The organism is Williamsia muralis, from assembly GCF_002735905.1.
Classification (GTDB): Bacteria; Actinomycetota; Actinomycetes; order Mycobacteriales; family Mycobacteriaceae; genus Williamsia; species Williamsia muralis_A.
Window position 1 is genome coordinate 991094 of the sequence record NZ_PEBD01000004.1, and the last position, 18296, is coordinate 1009389.

At 65.3% G+C, this 18296-nt stretch carries 18 protein-coding genes and 1 tRNA gene; 9 read left to right on the forward strand and 10 right to left on the reverse strand.

Features of this window, described 5'->3' with window-relative positions:
• Nucleotides 1-21 precede the first annotated feature (21 nt).
• The 7 genes from glp (at nucleotide 22) to crtI (ending at nucleotide 6908) form a co-directional block, all read left to right on the forward strand.
• Entirely contained in the window at nucleotides 22-1287 is a 1266-nt protein-coding gene (gene glp, locus CSW57_RS05335; protein ID WP_030170543.1) for a molybdotransferase-like divisome protein Glp, read from the forward strand.
• A 9-nt stretch (nucleotides 1288-1296) separates the two neighbouring features.
• The gene (locus CSW57_RS05340) at nucleotides 1297-1950 is read left to right on the forward strand and encodes a GNAT family N-acetyltransferase (protein ID WP_099381732.1); all 654 of its coding nucleotides are present in this window, start codon (nucleotides 1297-1299) and stop codon (nucleotides 1948-1950) included.
• Between the two features lie 229 nt (nucleotides 1951-2179).
• The gene (gene sepX, locus CSW57_RS05345) at nucleotides 2180-3367 is read left to right on the forward strand and encodes a divisome protein SepX/GlpR (protein ID WP_099381733.1); all 1188 of its coding nucleotides are present in this window, start codon (nucleotides 2180-2182) and stop codon (nucleotides 3365-3367) included.
• A 40-nt stretch (nucleotides 3368-3407) separates the two neighbouring features.
• Nucleotides 3408-3480, forward strand: a tRNA-Ala gene (locus tag CSW57_RS05350).
• A gap of 304 nt (nucleotides 3481-3784) precedes the next feature.
• Nucleotides 3785-4360 carry an isopentenyl-diphosphate Delta-isomerase gene (gene idi / locus CSW57_RS05355; RefSeq protein WP_099381734.1) on the forward strand — a complete coding sequence of 192 codons (576 nt, stop codon included), beginning with the start codon at nucleotides 3785-3787 and terminating at the stop codon, nucleotides 4358-4360.
• A 68-nt stretch (nucleotides 4361-4428) separates the two neighbouring features.
• On the forward strand, nucleotides 4429-5316 hold the full coding sequence (locus CSW57_RS05360) for a phytoene/squalene synthase family protein (protein WP_223249047.1): 888 nt from the start codon (nucleotides 4429-4431) through the stop codon (nucleotides 5314-5316).
• Nucleotides 5313-6908 (forward strand): phytoene desaturase family protein, encoded by a 1596-nt coding sequence (gene crtI, locus CSW57_RS05365; RefSeq protein WP_099381736.1) that lies wholly within the window; start codon nucleotides 5313-5315, stop codon nucleotides 6906-6908. The genes CSW57_RS05360 and crtI overlap by 4 nt, the downstream gene beginning before the upstream one ends.
• A gap of 59 nt (nucleotides 6909-6967) precedes the next feature.
• Here the strand turns inward: crtI and CSW57_RS05370 are convergent, their stop codons facing one another.
• The 3 genes from CSW57_RS05370 to CSW57_RS05380 form a co-directional block, all read right to left on the reverse strand.
• Nucleotides 6968-8083 (reverse strand): polyprenyl synthetase family protein, encoded by a 1116-nt coding sequence (locus CSW57_RS05370; RefSeq protein ID WP_099381737.1) that lies wholly within the window; start codon nucleotides 8081-8083, stop codon nucleotides 6968-6970.
• Nucleotides 8084-8226: 143 nt separating this feature from the next.
• Nucleotides 8227-9012, reverse strand: a complete 786-nt coding sequence (locus tag CSW57_RS05375; protein WP_099381738.1) for a class I SAM-dependent methyltransferase — start codon at nucleotides 9010-9012, stop codon at nucleotides 8227-8229.
• A complete protein-coding gene (locus tag CSW57_RS05380) occupies nucleotides 9009-9713 on the reverse strand; it encodes an alpha/beta hydrolase (protein WP_099382074.1) in 705 nt (234 codons plus the stop codon). The genes CSW57_RS05375 and CSW57_RS05380 overlap by 4 nt, the downstream gene beginning before the upstream one ends.
• Before the next feature lie 118 nt (nucleotides 9714-9831).
• On the opposite strand from CSW57_RS05380, the gene CSW57_RS05385 reads away from it, so the two are divergent.
• Nucleotides 9832-10533 carry a CDP-alcohol phosphatidyltransferase family protein gene (locus CSW57_RS05385; protein ID WP_099381739.1) on the forward strand — a complete coding sequence of 234 codons (702 nt, stop codon included), beginning with the start codon at nucleotides 9832-9834 and terminating at the stop codon, nucleotides 10531-10533.
• On the opposite strand, the gene CSW57_RS05390 is transcribed toward CSW57_RS05385, so the two are convergent.
• From CSW57_RS05390 to CSW57_RS05415, 6 genes are all read right to left on the reverse strand, one after another.
• On the reverse strand, nucleotides 10512-12035 hold the full coding sequence (locus CSW57_RS05390; protein WP_099381740.1) for a phytoene desaturase family protein: 1524 nt from the start codon (nucleotides 12033-12035) through the stop codon (nucleotides 10512-10514). The genes CSW57_RS05385 and CSW57_RS05390 overlap by 22 nt on opposite strands.
• On the reverse strand, nucleotides 12032-12931 hold the full coding sequence (locus CSW57_RS05395) for a YihY/virulence factor BrkB family protein (RefSeq protein ID WP_099381741.1): 900 nt from the start codon (nucleotides 12929-12931) through the stop codon (nucleotides 12032-12034). The genes CSW57_RS05390 and CSW57_RS05395 overlap by 4 nt, the downstream gene beginning before the upstream one ends.
• A 37-nt stretch (nucleotides 12932-12968) precedes the next feature.
• Nucleotides 12969-13442, reverse strand: coding sequence for a phosphoribosyltransferase (locus CSW57_RS05400; RefSeq protein WP_099382075.1), 474 nt, complete (start codon nucleotides 13440-13442; stop codon nucleotides 12969-12971).
• A gap of 32 nt (nucleotides 13443-13474) precedes the next feature.
• Nucleotides 13475-14494 (reverse strand): LLM class flavin-dependent oxidoreductase, encoded by a 1020-nt coding sequence (locus tag CSW57_RS05405; RefSeq protein WP_099381742.1) that lies wholly within the window; start codon nucleotides 14492-14494, stop codon nucleotides 13475-13477.
• A 126-nt stretch (nucleotides 14495-14620) separates the two neighbouring features.
• A complete protein-coding gene (locus CSW57_RS05410) occupies nucleotides 14621-15316 on the reverse strand; it encodes a type 1 glutamine amidotransferase domain-containing protein (RefSeq protein ID WP_099381743.1) in 696 nt (231 codons plus the stop codon).
• A gap of 74 nt (nucleotides 15317-15390) precedes the next feature.
• The gene (locus tag CSW57_RS05415; protein WP_223249048.1) at nucleotides 15391-16365 is read right to left on the reverse strand and encodes an EamA family transporter; all 975 of its coding nucleotides are present in this window, start codon (nucleotides 16363-16365) and stop codon (nucleotides 15391-15393) included.
• 77 nt (nucleotides 16366-16442) lie between these two features.
• Here CSW57_RS05415 and CSW57_RS05420 point away from each other — a divergent pair, with 77 nt between their 5' ends.
• Nucleotides 16443-16988 carry a CGNR zinc finger domain-containing protein gene (locus CSW57_RS05420; protein WP_099381745.1) on the forward strand — a complete coding sequence of 182 codons (546 nt, stop codon included), beginning with the start codon at nucleotides 16443-16445 and terminating at the stop codon, nucleotides 16986-16988.
• Nucleotides 16989-16997: 9 nt separating this feature from the next.
• Here CSW57_RS05420 and CSW57_RS05425 read toward each other — a convergent pair whose 3' ends face one another.
• Nucleotides 16998-18047 (reverse strand): type III polyketide synthase, encoded by a 1050-nt coding sequence (locus CSW57_RS05425; RefSeq protein ID WP_099381746.1) that lies wholly within the window; start codon nucleotides 18045-18047, stop codon nucleotides 16998-17000.
• Nucleotides 18048-18296: the final 249 nt, after the last annotated feature.

Here is an 18296-nt window from a genome sequence, read left to right on the forward strand (position 1 = left end):
GGCGATTGAAGGAGGCGATCGGTGCGTTCGGTGGAAGATCACCTGAGCCGAGTGACCGCCGCGGCAGTGGCTCCCAGACCGGTGCGCGTCGCGATCTCGGAGTCACAGGGTCTGCTGTGTGCCGAGGAGGTTGTTGCCGACAAGCCGTTGCCCGGGTTCGATCAGGCTGCCATCGACGGATATGCCGTTCGCAGTGTGGATGTCGCCGAAGCGGGCACCATCGCCGATGAGGAATCGGAGTCGCCGGGCGACCAGGTGATTGTCGTCCTGCCAGTGGTGGGGGAGTTGAAGGCGGGTTCGCGGACGCCAACACGGCTCCAGCCAAGGCAGGCGGTCCGGGTGGAGACCGGCGCTCCCTTGCCGACACTGGCCGACGCCGTGGTGCCCAAGCGGTGGACCGACGGCGGACTGCCCAAAGTCCGAATCGGTCATGCCGTACGCAGTGGGCAATACGTTCGGCACGTCGGCGATGATGTCCAGCCCGGTGACGTAGCAGTTCGAACCGGAACGATCATCGGGCCCGCGCAGGTCGGTCTGCTTGCCGCAGTCGGCCGCGACCGCGTGCTGGTTCATCCGCGGCCACGACTTTCCGTCATCTCCATCGGCGGCGAACTGGTCGACATCGACCGGACGGCCGGTGGCGGTCAGGTGTACGACGTCAACAGTTACGCCCTCGCCGCGGCCGCTCGTGACGCCGGCGCAGACGTCAACAGGGTCGGCATCGCCGACAGCGAGCCGTCGCAACTCCGTGAACTGGTCGAGGGGCAGCTGATTCGTTCTGAGATCGTCGTGATCACCGGCCCGGTCGGTGGGGCGGCTTCGGAATCGATTCGCGAAGCCCTCTCGGAGCTGGGCGAATTGGAGATCGAACGCATCGCGATGTACCCGGCGTCGGTCCAGGGTTTCGGCCAGCTGGGCCGCGACGAGGTGCCCACCTTCCTTCTTCCTGCGAATCCGGTCTCAGCGTTGGTGGCCTTTGAAGTGATGGTGCGACCGCTGATCCGGATCGCGCTCGGCAAACGCCAACCGATGCGGCGAGTGGTACGTGCCCGCACGGTCAGCCCCATCACCTCGGTGGAGGGAAGGCGCGGATATCTGCGTGGGCAGCTGATGCGCGACGAGCAGACGGGCGAATACCTCGCTCAGGTGATCGCAGCCGCCGACGGTGGATCACATCTGCTGGCGGGCTTGGCGGAGGCGAACTGCTTGGTCATCATCGAGCCGGAAGACGTTGAATTGCGCGCCGGCGACGAGGTGGACGTCGCATTCCTGGCTCAGCGGGGGTGAGAGTGCACCGTGCGCGCCTGGAGCAGGGGTGACACCGGTCGCCGTGGATGGCCGGCCAAGCTCGGGCCGATATCCGTTGCGGGAGGCGCGGTTACGGTACGTCCGGTCCGGCTGCGTGACGCCAGGGTGTGGAGCAGGCTTCGCATCGAGAACCAGAATTCGCTGATGCCGTGGGAGCCCACGGGCGTCGGCTTGTGGTCGGCCCGGCACAACCCCGCGGCCTGGCCGGGTCTGCATTCGGTCTTGAGGGCCGAGGCAAAGGCTGGGAACATGCTGCCGTTTGTCATCGAATTGGACGGCGAATACTGCGGACAACTGACGGTGGGCAACATTCAGCGTGGCGCGCTGCGCAACGCATGGATCGGATATTGGGTGGATGCCGCGGTCGCCGGACGTGGAGTGGCAACGGGCGCACTGGCACTCGGAGTCGACCACTGTTTCGGGCCTGCGGGCCTGCACCGACTCGAGGCCACAGTGCAGCCCGCCAACGCGGCGTCGCTGGCGGTACTGCACAAGGTGGGGTTCCGCGACGAAGGCCTGCTCAAGCGCTACATGGACGTCAACAGCGCCTGGCGCGACCATTTGTTGCTCGCGTTGACCACCGAAGATCTCACCAGCAGTGCCGTGGACACATTGATCCGCAACGGCCACGCCACCGCCTGAACTCCCGGCATCTGCGAGTACATGCCTCCCGGCTCGCGCTGGGAGGCCTCTCTTCTTCGATCACCGCGTGATCACCCAGAGATGGAACCAATCGGCCGGGACGTCGGCGCGTCGGCGCTGGTTGGGCTGCGCTGAGCCATAGCCTGATTCCTATCGTCTGTTACAGGTGTGACTGACGCGTACTCGACCGGCCGGTCGGGGCGAGATTGCCGACAGGAAGGAGCTGCCCATGCCGAACTCGTTGCTGTGGGTGTGTCTGGTGGCGATCTGGCTCTTTGTTCTGGTGCCGATGGTGGTGAAGTCGCGTCCCACCGTGCGCAAGACCACCGACGCCGCGATGTCGACACGGGTGCTCTACCGAGGTGGCCGGGCCATCGCCAAGACCCGTCGTCGCATGGCTGCAGGCCGTCATCCGCACGATCCCGACTGGGAACCCCCGGTGCGTGAGTATCGCAAGACCGCAAAGGCAACGGCGGCAACAGATGCCGTGGACGTCCAGGACGCCACGACGACCAAGGTTCCGGTCGGCAAGTCCGAGCCTGCATCGGTCTCGGTGAAAACCGTTGCAGCTCCGTCCCAGACAAAGACTGTTGACAACAGCGACGGTGATGTCGACGCAACCACGGACGACAAGACCGTTGTGGTCGAAGACGCCGATATCGAGTCATCCGATCACCGCGACGCCGTTGCTGAGCGCGATGACGAAAATGCAGACGCAGATCGCGATGATCGGGGCGTCGAGGACGCAGACCTCGACGATGCTGAGCTCGAAGACGCGGACCATGACGACGCGGACCATGATGACGCCGAGATCGAGGCAGATTACGAGGACGCCGACCACGACGACGTCGACCACGAAGACGCCGACTATGACGACGCGGACTACGACGACGATCTCACCGACGAAGACATCAGGGCCGATGAGGCTGCGGATCAGGCGGAGCAGGACGAGGTCGCCCGGCGTGCACGTCGCGGAGGCTTCGACCCCGAGGCCGATCGCGAGCGCAGCGACAAGCGCTACCGGTTCCGCCAGCGCGTGATGGCCGTGCTCGGGGGGCTGGCGCTGCTAGGCATGGCGGCCGGCTTCTTCCTGGGTTCGGTGGGCTGGATCATCGCCGCGGCCACGGTTGTCGCGCTGGTCGGTTACCTTGCGTTCCTGCGCCGCGCAGTGCGGAACGAACAGCGCATCCGTCGTCAGCGGATGCAGCGGCTCGCCCGGGCCAAGCGCCAGGAGGAAGAACGCCGCGCGCATCCGGAGGTCGACCCCCGGGCCGAGGTGCCCCGCAGACTCCGACGGCCAGGCGCGATCGTGCTGGAGATCGATGACGAGGACCCGATCTTCGACCACCTGCCGCGGTTCGAGCACCGCGAAGAGATTGTCCGTGAACCCTCGTACCGGCGGGTGGTGGGGCAGTAGTCCCGCCCTGTTAATCTTGTCGAGTCGCTCACGCGGCAAAGGGGCTATAGCGCAGTTGGTAGCGCGTCTCGTTCGCATCGAGAAGGTCAGGGGTTCGATTCCCCTTAGCTCCACAGAAACACCGCGCTCCACAGAAACACGGGGCCGAATACGCGCCATTTACTTCGAAACGCTCCACCTACAGGTGGAGCGTTTCTGCGTCTGTGGAGCGTTTGGCGCGGATCAGCCGCTGGGCAGGAGTGACCTGGGCTCTTGGTGGGTATCCGAGGACAAGCAGCGCCGGTCCAGCCCGCGATCTCCCGGCTGTGCGCATGTCCGAAGGGGACCAAAAAACTCCTTCTGGTCGGAGACGTCCGCTCTGTGAGCGGTTCCGAATACCAGGAGAGGAACATACACACCCGAAAAGACGAGGTATGCATGACCGACGACTTGGTGGTTTTGGCAAGCGCTGACGGGCGTCCATGTGGAACGGCTGACCGCGCGACCGTGCACACCCCACACACCCCCCTGCATTTTGCATTCTCGTGCCACGTGGTCGACGAGGGCCGCTTGCTGATGACCCGGCGTGCACTGAGCAAGCGGACATGGCCCGGCGTGTGGACCAATTCGTTCTGTGGGCATCCGCGGCCCGGTGAATCCGTCGAGGACGCAATCTATCGTTACGCGCAACGCGAGCTGGGCTTCGATGTCGAGGATCTGCGTTGCGTGCTACCCGACTTTCGCTACCGGGCCGTCGATTCCAGCGGCGTGGTGGAGAACGAGATCTGTCCGGTGTTCGTCGCGAGCCCGGTGGGGACGCTGCGGCCGGACCCGGACGAAGTCGCCGAATACGCGTGGTCCGACATCTCCGATGTGTGGGCAGTTGCCGAACGTGCCCCCTGGGCCCTGAGCCCGTGGCTCGTCGAACAGATCCGGTCAATGCCCGCATCTGATCCCTACGGTCTCGACGCACATCCCAACTGGCTACGGGCGCAGATGGAGGTCAACCGATGACCCTGCGAGCCGGTGGACCGAAAGCGAGGGCGAGTCGAATGGTGCAAACACGTGGGCGCATGGATGCAATGGCGCCGTATTTACGGTACGACGCGGCAGCCGACGCCAGCGCGGCGCTGGTGATCCGTTGCTACTCTTCGTCTTTCGGGCTCGCTACCCGGATGCTCGGCGGACAGGTGCGCCAAGACGTCCGCAACATCTACGCGTTGGTACGGATAGCCGACGAAGTGGTGGATGCCCCTCGGCCCGGTCAGGACGGCGTCGACAGGCTGGTGGAGCTCGACAAGCTCGAACAGGACACCTTCGCGGCGATCGACACGGGATCGAGTGCCAATCTCGTTGTTCACGCGTTCGCGAGGACCGCTCGTCGAGTCGGGATCGACAAGGAACTCGTCGCCCCGTTCTTTCACTCGATGCGCACAGACCTACAGCGCACAAAACACGACTTCACGAGCCTCGGGAGCTACATCTACGGGTCAGCTGAAGTGATCGGCCTGATGTGCCTGTGCGCATTCGTGGCCGGAGAACCCAATCCCTCCGGTCGCTACGCGGAGCTGGCGCCCGGTGCCCAGCGCCTCGGTGCCGCATTCCAGAAGATCAACTTCCTCCGGGACTTCGGCGACGACAGCGACGGACTCGGACGGCAGTATCTTGTCGGCCTCCAACCCGACGACCTCGACGAAGAGATCTGGGGCAGCTGGCTCGACGACATCGAGATGGACCTGGCTGCGGCCGCGGAGGTCATTCCACGGCTACCGCGAGGCTCGCGCGTGGCAGTGTGTACCGCACACGACCTGTTCGCCGAACTGACCCGGCGCCTCCGGGCGACGACGGCGGCGCAAGCTCGGCTGACCAGGGTGCGCGTGCCCGCGCCGGAGAAGGCGCGCATCGCGGCGAGAGCAGCCCTGCGCCGCGGGCGACCTCACGACATCGATACGGAGAACAGCGTCAAGTGACCGCACCATCCAAAAAGGTAGTCATCATCGGCGGTGGTGTTGCGGGACTGGCCACTGCTGCCCTGCTGGCCCATGACGGCCACGACGTCGAATTGGTCGAGAAGAACGATGACCTCGGTGGCCGCGCGGGCTCCTGGGATCACGATGGATTTCGTTTCGACACCGGGCCGTCGTGGTGGCTGATGCCCGAGGTGTTCGACCACTTCTTCGAACTGCTCGGGACTTCCACCGAAGAGCAGGTCGACCTGGTTCGTCTCGAGCCGGGCTATCGGGTGTTCTTCGAAGGTGTCGACGAGAAAATCGACGTCGAAGGTGACGAAGAACGTAACCGGGCACTGTTCGAGAGCATCGAGCCGGGTGCCGGCGCAGGCCTGGGCGACTACCTCGACTCCGCCCGGCATGCCTACGACATCGCCGTCAAACGTTTCCTCTACACGAGTTTCGATTCACCGCGAGCCTTCCTCGGCCGAGACGTGTTGCGCAATGCGCCGAAGCTGGCCGAGCTGCTCACCAGATCGTTGGAATCGTTTGTCTCGCAGAGGTTCTCGGATCGGCGGTTGCAGCAGGTTCTCGGCTACCCGGCGGTGTTCCTCGGGTCTTCGCCGGAACGCACCCCGGCCATCTACCACCTGATGAGCTGGCTCGATCTCGCTGACGGGGTCCGTTACCCCGACGGGGGTTTCACCACGTTTGTCGAGGCGCTGTCCAGGCTGGCGGCCGACAACGGGGTGCGACTGCACACCGGTACGGCAGCGACCGCAATCCTCACCCGCCCGAGGGCCGGCGGAAGGCGGGGTCGCCGGGCATTCGGGCGACGCCGCGACGAGGTTGTCGGGGTGCGGGTCGCTGAGAGCCATGGCACCCAACGGGATATCGCGGCCGACATCGTCGTGGGCGCCGCGGACCTGCACCACGTGGAGACCAGGCTGCTGCCGGAGCATCTGCAGACGTTCCCCCAACGGTGGTGGGACAAGGCGACTTCGGGGCCCGGCGCTGTCCTGGCCTATCTGGGTGTGCAGGGAAGTCTCCCTGAACTGGCACATCATTCGCTGTTCTTCACCGACGACTGGACAACCAACTTCGACGCGATCTTCGAGTCCCCGACGCATATGCCGGATCCCGCATCGCTGTACGTGTGCCGCCCGTCCGCAACGGACGACTCGGTGGCGCCCGCAGACCACGAGAACATCTTCATCTTGGTGCCCTCACCTCCGGATCCCGGTCTGGGACACGGGGGAGTCGATGGTGCCGGCGCCCCCGACATCGAGAAGGCCGTGGACCAGGCTGTTGCGACGATCGCCTCGTGGGCGAACATCCCGGATCTCGCCGAGCGGATCGTCGTCCGGCGGTCGGTGGGGCCCGCTGACTTCGTCGACAACGTCAACTCGTGGTCGGGTGGTGTACTCGGCCCGGCGCATACGTTGCGGCAGAGTGCATTTCTGCGCGCCACCAACCGCTCCCGCAAGGTCGAGGGCCTGTTCTATGCCGGGTCGAGTACCCGCCCCGGTATCGGTCTGCCGATGTGTTTGATCAGCGCCGAGCTCATCCGCAAACGCATCAAGGGAGACCGGACCGTCGGTCCGTCACACTGACGTCGGCCCGTCACACTGACGTCGGCCACTCACACCGATGCGCTTGCCGAAGAGATCGGTCAGGCTTGACGCCAGACGCACTTCTCGATGAGGATGGTCAAAGCCTGCCGGGTGACGGTGTCCACCGGTAGAGCGCCGACGATTTCCATTGCGTCGCTTGTGAGTTCACCGATCCGCGTCTCGATTGCCTGATCGGCGCGGGTCTCGGTGAGCACTGAACGCACGGCCTCGAGGTCGGCGTCGGTCAGTTCGGGATTGCCCAGTGAGCGCCTGAGGATGTCTTTCTGCGCATTGTCGGCACGCGACTCGGCGACCGCCATCAGCAGGGTGCGCTTGCCTTCACGAACATCGTCGATCGCTGGTTTACCGGTGATCTGGGGGTCGCCGAACACGCCCAGGAGATCGTCACGCAGCTGGAAGGCTTCGCCGGCGGTCAGCCCGATCTGGTCGTAGAGGTGCAGGAGCGTGTCACCGGCACCGGCGATCGCGCCACCGAGTCGGAGCGGATGGCTGATCGTGTACTTCGCGCTTTTCAATCGGAGGATGAGGTCGGCGCGGCGGCGGGAGGTGGCGGCCTCGGTCTGGCTGAGCATGTCGAGATATTGACCCGCATAGGCCTCGTCGCGCATCTGCGACCAGATGGCCCGAACCGCGCGGCGTGACCTCGGATCGAGAGCGTCGGTGGCCATCGCGGACAAGTCGTCGGACCACGACAGGCACATGTCGCCGACCAGGATGGCAGCCGCCGAGCCATGTTCGTCACCGTCGCCGAGTCGTTGCTGTCGCGCGTGTTCGGCCGTGAAGTGGCGGTGCATCGTTGGCAGCCCGCGCCTGGTGTCGCTGTTGTCCATCAGGTCGTCGTGCACAAGTGCGGCGAAGTGGAAGAGCTCGATCGCCGCTGCCATCTCGGCGACGCCGGCAGCCAGCTCACCTTCGGTCACACCGTACGAACCCCACATGCAGAACTGAGCGCGTAGCCGCTTCCCGCGGTCCAGGCTGTCGGTGACGGCTGTGGCCAGGGGGGTGACCTCCGCACTCAGATCACTCATCGCGGCCGAGTGGTCGGAGACGTGGGCGGTGAGCACGGCGTTGACAGCAGTGACGATCTCGTGGCTTCGCTCCTGGAGCAGATCGTTCGAGATCGGCGCCTCGGTGTGTTGATCTACTGACGTCATGTGGCGTTCTCCGTCCCCGAGCGGCGGTCAGACTGTTGAGGCGTTGCATTTGTTTCTTCGGAACAGAACACGAATCGGATGGGTGGTCGGCGCATCGACTGATGGCCGGTTTCACGCAGGCACCGCTCCCGCAGGCGACCAGGTCACTGAGCTTCGGGCACGCGGGCCGTGACGAGCCAGGCCCGCGCGTCGAACCAGACACCGTCTGCACGTTGGTGGCTCGTCAGCATGTTGCGCACACGCCCCGTCGCCTGTTCGGCCTCGAGCGGACTCAGCCGTGCCATCGTGTCGGCAACATTCGCGAAGCCACCGACCCAGTCAAGGGCGGCCTGGACATCTCGACCGTAGAAGACCGGCTCATGGACGCCGTCGACGACGACGTCGACAAACCCGGCATCGCTCATGATCGCCGCGACGGTTGATGGATCGGCGAGTGAGAACGCATCAGGTACTTGGCCGGGGCCCGAGGGGATGGTTGCGGCGAGGGCACGGGCGATGGCCGAGCTCCATTCGTTGTGCTCGCGTGCCTGCCACACGAGCATGGCCAGTCGCCCGCCCGGCCGTATCGCGCGTCCGATGTTGGTGAACGCCGCGACCGGGTCGTCGAAGAACATGGTTCCGAAACGACTGATCGCCACGTCGAAGCCGCCCGGTGTGAACGGATGGGTCTGTGCGTCCGCGACCTCGAACGTCACGGTTGAAAGTTGCTCGGCATCAGCGATTTTTCGGGCTCGCTCGATGGCGGATTCGGAGATGTCGATCCCGAAGGCGTTGCCGGCGTGAGCTGTTCGCGCCGCCTGGCGGGTGGAGTGTCCGGTTCCACACCCGATGTCGAGTACGCGGTCGCCGGCTCCGACGGCGCAGGCCCGGTGCAGTGGTTCGTCGTAGAGCGACAATTCGGCGTCGTAACCGTCGTAGATGTCTGTCATGGCACCTGGCCGCCGGTCTCCTGCCCGGCGCTCGCAGGCGCCAGGCCCTGCTCGGTCGCGTAGGTGTGGAGGCGGTGTGCCAACTCGAGTGGTCGGCTGAGCGCGGGGGAGTGTCCGCCGTCCATCTCGTCCGGGGTGATGCCGAGTCGCTCGGTGACCACCCGCCGTAGGTAGGCAGCAGGGAACACCCGGTCCTCCCGGCAGATCAGCACCCGGGTGGGGATATCAGGCCAGGCGCGCAGAGGTGTCGGTTCGTCGGCCCGCGCGTCGGACTCATCGCGACCTTTCGCCACGGCCTGCGCGGCCAACTCCGGCGGCACGTCGTGATAGAACAGCGCGACAACATCGTCGTAGTGCGTGCGCTTTTCGTCGCCGAGGCGGGTGTTGGTGAAGTAATCGCCGGGTGCCTCGCCGGCGGTCGGGATCATCGGCGCGACCAGAACGAGCAACTCGACGGCGACCCGCTCACAGACGAGGGGAGCGGTGAGACCGCCCGCCGAATGCGCGACGACAACGATGTCGGACCGATCGCTCACCGCAGCGGCAATCGTGTCGGCATACTCGGCGACGCTGGCCGAGTCGTCTTCGCAGGGCAGATCAGGTGCCACCGTTTCGTGTCCCCGCGTGCGTAGATCGGATTCCACGAGACGCCAATACCAGCCGACATCCCCGGCCCCGTGGATGAACGCAAAGGTGGCCACGGCTTCCTTCCTCTGCTCGATCGAAGTACGTCCCGACCCGGCACCCACGTTGGCGGTTTATGGCGTACGCCGCGGTGTGGTCGGGTTTGCGAGTCGCAGATCGGAGGTATCAGTACCTATGCGGCCCGTGTTTTCCCGTGAAGAAGCGTATGCCGGTTGGTCGCGTCTGCATGGCGGTATCGACCCCCGGAGTTCGATGTGGATCAGCGGCTGGGTTCGTATCGCTCACACATGCGCGACCCCGTTGGTGCGCGCAGGTGTCAGCCCCAGCACGGTCACGGTCGCGGGAGTCGCGGTCATGGCGGCCGTTCCGCTGATCGCCTCGGCCGGTGCCGCGTGGCCCATGGTGGCCATGCTCGTGATCCTCGTCGGCGCTGTGCTCGACGGTGTGGACGGCGCGATCGCGGTACGCGCCGGCAAGGCGTCTCGGTGGGGCCGGGTACTCGACCCGTTCGCCGACCGCTGTTCAGACCTGTTGCTGATCCTCACGCTGGTTGTCCTCGGTGCCCCTGCGTGGCTCGGGGTTTCGCTCGCCCTGCTCACGTTGTTGCTCGAGTCCGTACGTGCGCACGCGCAGGCCACCGGGATGGAGGGGCCCGGAGTGCTGACGTGGTGGGAGCGTCCATCGCGGGTGATCGTCGCATCCTTCGCCACCGCGACCAGCGCCATCGAGTGGGGTGCCAGGCGGTCGGGGATCGACGTGTTACCCGCCCTCGACGGCGTCACCCTCGTGACCATCTACTCCATCATCGCAACCGTGTTGGCCGTTGCGGGCCTTGCCCAGTTACTGGTCGCTGTTCACTCGGCCCTTGAGGACTGACTGCCCTCGACGTCCCCGATCATGTCGGCGACGATCTTGGCCGACATCATCACCAATGGCAGGCCGCCGCCCGGATGGGCCGAGCCGCCGACGAGGAACAGGCCAGGAACGGGTGATCTGTTCGCCGGCCGCAAGAATGCCGCCATCGCACCATTGGACGAAGTGCCGTAGATGGAGCCGCCCGGTGTTATCGTCCGTCGCTGCAGATCGGCCGGGCTGATGATCACCCGGTTCGTGACCTCGTCACGTACATCCAGCCCGCGTTCGGCCATCAGGTCCAAGATCTGGTCGGCGTACCGGTCGCCCAGCCCGGGGGCGTCCCAATCGGTACCCGATTCGGGGTCGTGCGGAGGCGCGTTGACAAGAACGAACCACGCACCCGCGCCTTCGTGCGGAACGATCGCCGGGTCGGGGGGAGCGCTGAGATAAATGGTCGGACGAGGAACCGGACGGGCCCGACCCCGACGGCCGAAGACCGCGTCGAACTCGTCGTCGTAGTCTTCGGCAAACATCACATGGTGGTGTGGCTGACCGGCAGGGGCGTTCTGCAGCGCCAGCAGGATCACGAACCCGGACAGCGAACGGGTGGTGCGACGCAGGCGCCATCGCGCCCGCCGGATCGGCCATCGGCGGGCCGTGAGCAACGTGTTGTAGACCTGGTGTGCATCGGCGTTGGCCACCACCGCATCCGAGGAGATGATCCGGCCGTCGTCGACCCGAACACCGTTGACACCCGTTGCGTCCGAGACGATCTCGGTGACCTTCGTACCAAGGCGCACGTCGACGCCCAGGGTCAGCGCGCGATCGAGTAGCGCTGCAGCGATACGCCCCAGACCCCCGGCCACGTACCAGGAGCCAAAAGCCTGCTCCGCGTACGGCACACTCGCCAGCGCGGCCGGGGCACGGCGGGGATCAGACCCGGTGTATGTCGCGTATCGGTCGAGCAACATCCGTAGGCGGGGATCGGACAGGTACGACTTACCGATCCCGCGCAATGAGCGCCACGGTGCCACCGCGGCGAGCTCATCCAGGTGGCGGGAGAGTCCGAGCATCGTGCGGACGTCGATCGGTGATTCCAGGAACGGGATGCGGGTGACGTCCCAGATCCGTTGGGCACGCTCGGAGAATGCGCTCCACTGTGCGCCTCGGCCATCGCCCAGTGCGGCGTCGAGCGCGGCGGGGATGTCGCGCATCTCGCCGGGGAGGTCGAGGACGGCGCCATCGGGGAAGGTGTACCGGCAGGCGATGTCAAGGCGCTGGAGTCCGAGTTCGTCGGATGCCGAGCCGCTGCCGGTCGCGGCGAACAGATCGTCGAGGACCTGGGGGAGAGTCAAGAGGGATGGGCCCGTGTCGAACACGAAGTCGTCGATCGTTTCCACACCGAGCTTGCCGCCGACCGTGGCGGCTTGTTCGACGAGGGTGACAGCGTGCCCCTGTGCCGCCAGACGTGTTGCCGCGGCCAATCCGCCCACACCCGCTCCGACAACAACGATGTGGCTCAAGCCTTCTCCTCCAGATCATTGCTGGTGTGGTCGGGTTCGGCCCCACGCCGGCCGTCCACCACGGTGTCGAGGGATCGTGTCACCGCCCAACCCATGAGCACCACCATATGCAGGATCCAGAGCCACAGACCGACCGCGACCACACCACCGATGACATCGAGGCCCGCGTAGGGGATCCCGACGTCGATGGGCAGCGACAGGAACAACGCGAAGCCCTGGAGGAACCCGGCCATGAACGACGCGGTGGTGATTGCGCCCACCCCTGCCACCCACCATCTCGGGTTGCCCGGTGTGACAGCGCGATACACCCAGACGAGTGCCACCGAGAGCACCAGCCACGTGGCGAGGAAGCCGATCCAGGTGCGGAAGATCAGGTCGCCCGCGCTGCCTGTGCCACCGCCCTCGGGTGCGAAGGTGACAAGCTGCTCGCCCACGGTCCGGAACACCAGTCCGAAAACCGGTATCGCGACGAGCAAGGCCAATACGCGGGCCCGGGCTCTCCATCCGGTGAACCGGTCGGGTTCGGGCGAGATGGCGAGACATGCGCGCCGCAGACCTTCGCCGTAGAAGGATGCCGGAAACAACAGGACAAGTGCTTTGAGTGGGTCCATCTGTACCCCGGCCTCGACCAGTGCGTCGAACGCCGGTCGTGCCCCCATGTCAGGCGGGATGAGGACCCGCAGCGCCAGCAGCTCCTGCTGGGCCTGCAGGTCGGGTTCGAACCACGTGGTGCTCCACACCGCGAGCAGGAACCAGGGGACGATGGCGATCGCTGCGAAGTAGGTCAGCGTGGCGGCAGCACCGGCGATGTCGCCGCCGGCCAGACGTCGTCTCGCTCCGCGGAGGACAACGGCGGTCTCGCCGGTCAGTGTGCGCAGATCGATCACGGCGCCCACTGCGCGGCTCGACTGAACGGCTGCACATCCACCCTGGTCAGCGAGGCGTGATGGGCGGCTCGGTGGACCAGGGGAAGTTGATCCAGCGGTCGGTGTACCGCCAGGTGTAGTCGGCCTTGATCACCGATGCGGGCTTCTCGTACAACACCGCCGTCCGTACCTCGGAGGCGTGGTTGCGACAGAAGGTGTGTACGAGTTCCAGCGTCTTTCCACTGTCCGCGACGTCGTCGACGACGAGTACGGTCAGGCCGCCCAGTTCGGTGGCATCGAGGATGGGCGGGAGTATCACCGGCTCGTCGAGCGTGGTGCCCACACCGGTGTAGAACTCGACGTTCATCGTGAACAGTGACTTGCAGTCGAGCGCGTACGCCAGCGCCCCGGCAGGCACCAGGCCCCCGCGCGCGATACCGAGCACCACGTCGGGGGCAAACCCGGAATCGGCGACCGTCTGGGCGAGTTCACGACTCGCCGCCCCGAAAAGGTCCCAGGTGAGTACTTCGCGTTCGCTCATCGAGACATGGTCGCACGCACGCGCAGACGATGTCAGCGCCAACCGAGGGCGGGGGCGACGTGCGTCAGGATCGATTCGATGACGTGTGCGTTGTAGTCGGCACCGAGCTGGTTCGGCACGGTGAGAAGGAGGGTGTCCGCTGCTGCGATCGCCTCGTCCTCGCGGAGCTGTTCGATCAACCGGTCTGGTTCGTCGGCATAGCTCCGGCCGAATCGCGCCGTGGTCCCGTCGATGATGCCCACCTGATCGGCATCTTGCCCGCCACGCCCGAAATAGGCGCGGTCCCGATCGTCGACGAGAGCAAAGATGCTGCGGCTCACGGACACTCGCGGCTCGCGCTTGTGTCCGGCCGACTCCCAGGTCTCGCGGAAACGCTCGATCTGTTCGGCCTGCAGTTGATGAAAGGGCACTCCGGTGTCTTCGGTCAGCAGGGTCGAACTCATCAGGTTCATCCCTTGCTCGGCTGTCCACTCCGCGGTGGCCCTTGTACCGGCGCCCCACCAGATGCGGTCTCGCAAGCCGGGCGATTGGGGCTCGATGCCCAGCAGGCCAGGGGGATTGGGGAACATCGGCGACGGGTTCGGTTGGGCGAACTTGGCGTTGTTGATGACCTTGAGGAACACATCGGTGTGCTGGCGGGCCATGTCCGCGTCCGAGGCGTCCTCATTCGGCGCATAGCCGAAATACCGGTAGCCATCGATCACCTGCTCGGGCGAACCACGGCTGATCCCGAGCTGCAGTCGGCCGCCCGAGATGAGATCCGCAGAGCCGGCGTCCTCGGCCATGTACATCGGGTTTTCGTAGCGCATGTCGATGACGCCGGTCCCGATCTCGATGCGACTGGTCCGCGCGCCGACTGCGGCGAGGAGTGGAAATGGCGACGCCAGCTGGCGAGCGAAGTGATGCACACGGAAATAGGCGCCATCAGCGCCGAGTTCCTCGGCCGCGACCGCAAGATCGATCGACTGCAGCAAAGTGTCCGCGGCTGACCGGGTCTGCGAACCGGGTGAATCCGACCAGTGCCCGAACGACAAGAATCCAATGTTCTTCATGACACTGTAAATGAAACCACGGTCCGTTTAATTCCGCGCCATGGCCCCGTACAGAAGACGCCGACAACGACGGTATCGATCCCTTCGACCGCTCGTCGTTGCCGGCGCCCGTTCACCGCCGGTGGGTCAGCCGAGATCGGCGAGGATCTTCTGCGCAAGCGGTGCGGACGACGCTGGGTTCTGGCCCGTGTAGAGGTTGCGATCCACGACGACCTTGGGTGCCCAGGGCTCGCCCTCCTGGTAGTCGACGCCGAGGTCGATCAGCCGGTCCTGGAGCAGCCAGACGGCCTTGTCGGCCAGGCCTGCCTGGGTTTCCTCGGCATTGGAGAATCCCGTCGCCTGGTACCCGGCGAAGGTGAACGATCCGTCGTCGCGGGTGGCGGCGAGCAACGCTGCGGGAGCGTGGCACACCACGCCCAGTGGTCGCCCGGAATCGATGGCCTCGGTCAGCAGTCGACCGGACACCTCATCGACCGCGAGGTCTTCCATGGGGCCGTGGCCACCGGGGTAGAAAACTGCCACGTACTGGCTCAGGTCGACGTCGTCGAGAGAGATCGGATGCTTCAGTTCTTCATTCGACTCGAGTTTTGCGGCGATCGCGTCGGCCTTGTCCTGCCCACCGTTGGCGTCGGCGGCCAAGCTGCCCTGGTCCACCACAGGCACCTTGCCGCCTGGGGTCGCCACCACCACCTCGTGGCCGGCGTTCGTGAACTCCTCGTAGGGCGCCACGAACTCCTCGGCCCAGAAGCCGGTCGGATGCTTGCTTCCGTCCTTCAGGGTCCAATGATCGGCGGCGGTCATCACGAACAACATCTTTGCCACAACATGCTCCTTTGCACTTTTGGTTCAGCCGTCTGTTCATCGGCCTTGTGGTGCAAGTCCGGACCCCAGGCAGGTTATTCCACGGGTACCCGCGCCGCGAGTTGTGAATCGCTCTTGAGCCGCCCGCCCATGTTGACCGCGACCAACCCCGACAGCAGCACCGCCGCGCCCGCCAGCTGGGCGATGGTCATGGTCTGACCCAGCAGCCACCACGACACCACCGCAGACGACAGCACCTCGATGAGCGCCACGAACGACGCGGGAGTGGCGCCGAGGAGCCGAACGGCATGTACGCCTGTGACATACGCGAGGCTGGTGGAGATCCCGGCTATCGCCAGTGCGATCACCCACCAGGGCACCGAGGTGTCGGCGAGCACGGTGGACCCGGTGCCCGCGGCCATGGGCAGCAGACCGAGCGCGCCGGCGATGCCGATCACCGCTGTACCGAGCAGCAATCCGCCGGTGGTCAGGGCCAATGGCTCCACGCTCTGACCCGATTTGCCGAAATCCTCGGTGGCCAGGATGAAGTAGGCCGCGAGCCCGACGCCGGCGATGACGGCCCACACGAACCCGACGGGGTCGATGTCACCGATGTCGCCCCCGCCGACGATGACCATCACAAGCCCGGCAAGTGCGATGACACAGCCGATACCGGTCAAGGTCGTCGGCGTGCGTCCTCGGATGAGCCAGTCGTACGCCACGACGAGGATCAGCCCCGAGTATTCGATGAGCAGGGCAACCGGCACGTCGAGGTATCGGACCGCGTTGAAGAAGCTGAGTTGGACGACCGCGACGCCGAGGATGCCGTAGGCGATCACGAGCATCGGCGATCGGGCCCACTGGGCAAACAGGTTGCGGCGCAGCAAAATCAGCGGAATGAGGAGTAGGAGCGAGCCGGCGCCCAGCCGTACGGCCGTCACCGCGGCCGAGGACCAGCCGCTGTCGATCAGTCCCTTGGCGAGGGGTCCCGAGGTGCCGAACGACACGGCCGACGTCACGCCCATCACCAAACCGAACCCGGGCAGGGTGCGCGCATCAACGAACTTCAAGATTCCTCCGATGAGGGTGACAGGAGTAAAAATGTTTACACTCATGACAGCTAAACGGATCGCTGGTAAGGAGTCAAATGCTATTTGCTCATGACACCGATGTCGCGTTGGTGGCCACTGCCGCGTTGATCAACACCGGCCGCGGCGACGTCGACACGCTGAGCACCGCCGGCGAGCTCCGCGACTTCCTCGACGACCAGGGCTACACGGGCCGCCGGGACGGTGACCCCGCCGAACTCGATGCCGTGCGAGCACTCCGCACCCGGCTCGACACCCTCTGGCAACTCGGGATCGATGACGCGGCGCACGAGGTGAACATGATGCTCCGAGAGGCGGACGCCCGTCCGTACCTCACCCGCCACGACGGTTGGGATTGGCATATCCACGTCACCGAACCCGAGGCGCCACTGGCCGACCGTATGGCCGCCGAGAACGCGATGGCGTTGATCGACCTGATCCGCACCGATCAGCTGAGCCGACTGAAGACCTGTGCGGGAGAGGGTTGCCGGATCGTCTTCATAGACTTGTCCCGCAACCGATCTCGTCGATTCTGCAGTGATGGGGGATGTGGCAACAGGGCCCACGTCGCGGCCTACCGCAGGCGCCGGGCCGAACAGGACTGATCGGGCCGATCAGAGGCGGAACAGCATCGTCTCCGCAGTCAGGCCTGGCCCGAACGCCATCGCACTACCCATCCCGGTCGGGCCTCCGGCGGCTGCCCGTTTCATCATCTCGGCGAGCACGAACAGCACGGTGGCCGACGACATGTTGCCGTAGTTGTCGAGCACGTACCGCGACACCTCCAAGGCGGACGGCTCGAGTTCGAGTGCGTTCTCCACCGCGTCGAGAATGGTGCGGCCCCCCGGGTGGATCGCCCACAGATCGATGTCGCCGGGGGTGCGCCCGGCAAGGATGAGTTTGAGGTTCTCCTGGTTCAGTGCGCGGCCCAACTGCCCAGGGACCTTGCCGGAAAGAACCATGTCGTAGCCGGCGTTGCCGATGCGCCAGGTGATCAGATCTCGCGTATCGGGAACCATGACCTGTTTGAACGAGTCGAGCTCGATGCCCGATCGATCGGCCGAGATGACGGCGGCGGCACACCCGTCCCCGAAGATCAAGAACGACAACATCGATTCCAGGCTTTTGGGCTGCTGCATGTGCACCGAGCACAGTTCGACGCTCACGAGCAGGACTTTCGCCTGTGGGTTCGCGCGGACGATGTTGTCGGCAGTCTTGAGTCCGGTGATACCGGCGAAACATCCCATGAAGCCGATCTGGGTGCGGTCGACGTTGGGGCTGATGCCACAGGTCTTGATGATGTCGTAATCGATTCCCGGAGAATAGAATCCGGTACAGGTGACGATCACCAGATGAGTGATCTCGTCGGCCGCGTCACCGAGATCGAGGCCTTCGACGGCCTTGCGTGCCAGTTTCGGGGCCTTGTCCTCGTACTCGACCATGCGTGTCTCGGTGTCGACCGAGCTCGGGTTTCCGCCGTAGAAGGTGATCGGGTCCTCCACCGCGGACCACCGATGAGAGATCTGGGCACGCTCTGCCATCCGCCGGAACAACAGCATCTTGCGCCGTTCCTCGATCAGTTCGGGCGCGTGGTCGACGAAGATGTCGTGGACATCGAGGTCGGGTACAGCGGTGCTGATCTGGTTGACAAAGGCAGTAGCCATGAGATGAAGTCCGAATCTTGTCTCAAAAGAACTGGGGCAGTCGTTTTCTCGCATCCGTGCGAACGTCGTGACTGACGCAAACGTAGGTCCGATCGGGTGCCACCGCAACCGTGAGGCACCGGTTCGACCGTGATTTTCAGGAGATCTTCAGGGCGTGTCGTTCAGCCGCTCGACCTTTGGACTGCCGATCCGTCGCGGAGACGTCGACGATGGTGCTCTTGTGGCAACATCGGGAGTTCGGTGGGGCTG

Bases quoted from the DNA above. Each gene is read 5' to 3' on its own strand.
- idi (WP_099381734.1), top strand. From the start codon at position 3,785: ATGACCGACGACTTGGTGGTTTTGGCAAGCGCTGACGGGCGTCCATGT.
- CSW57_RS05425 (WP_099381746.1), bottom strand. From the start codon at position 18,047: ATGGCTACTGCCTTTGTCAACCAGATCAGCACCGCTGTACCCGACCTC.
- CSW57_RS05420 (WP_099381745.1), top strand. From the start codon at position 16,443: ATGCTATTTGCTCATGACACCGATGTCGCGTTGGTGGCCACTGCCGCG.
- CSW57_RS05385 (WP_099381739.1), top strand. From the start codon at position 9,832: ATGCGGCCCGTGTTTTCCCGTGAAGAAGCGTATGCCGGTTGGTCGCGT.
- CSW57_RS05400 (WP_099382075.1), bottom strand. From the start codon at position 13,442: ATGAGCGAACGCGAAGTACTCACCTGGGACCTTTTCGGGGCGGCGAGT.
- CSW57_RS05405 (WP_099381742.1), bottom strand. From the start codon at position 14,494: ATGAAGAACATTGGATTCTTGTCGTTCGGGCACTGGTCGGATTCACCC.
- CSW57_RS05370 (WP_099381737.1), bottom strand. From the start codon at position 8,083: ATGACGTCAGTAGATCAACACACCGAGGCGCCGATCTCGAACGATCTG.
- sepX (WP_099381733.1), top strand. From the start codon at position 2,180: ATGCCGAACTCGTTGCTGTGGGTGTGTCTGGTGGCGATCTGGCTCTTT.
- CSW57_RS05375 (WP_099381738.1), bottom strand. From the start codon at position 9,012: ATGACAGACATCTACGACGGTTACGACGCCGAATTGTCGCTCTACGAC.
- CSW57_RS05360 (WP_223249047.1), top strand. From the start codon at position 4,429: ATGGCGCCGTATTTACGGTACGACGCGGCAGCCGACGCCAGCGCGGCG.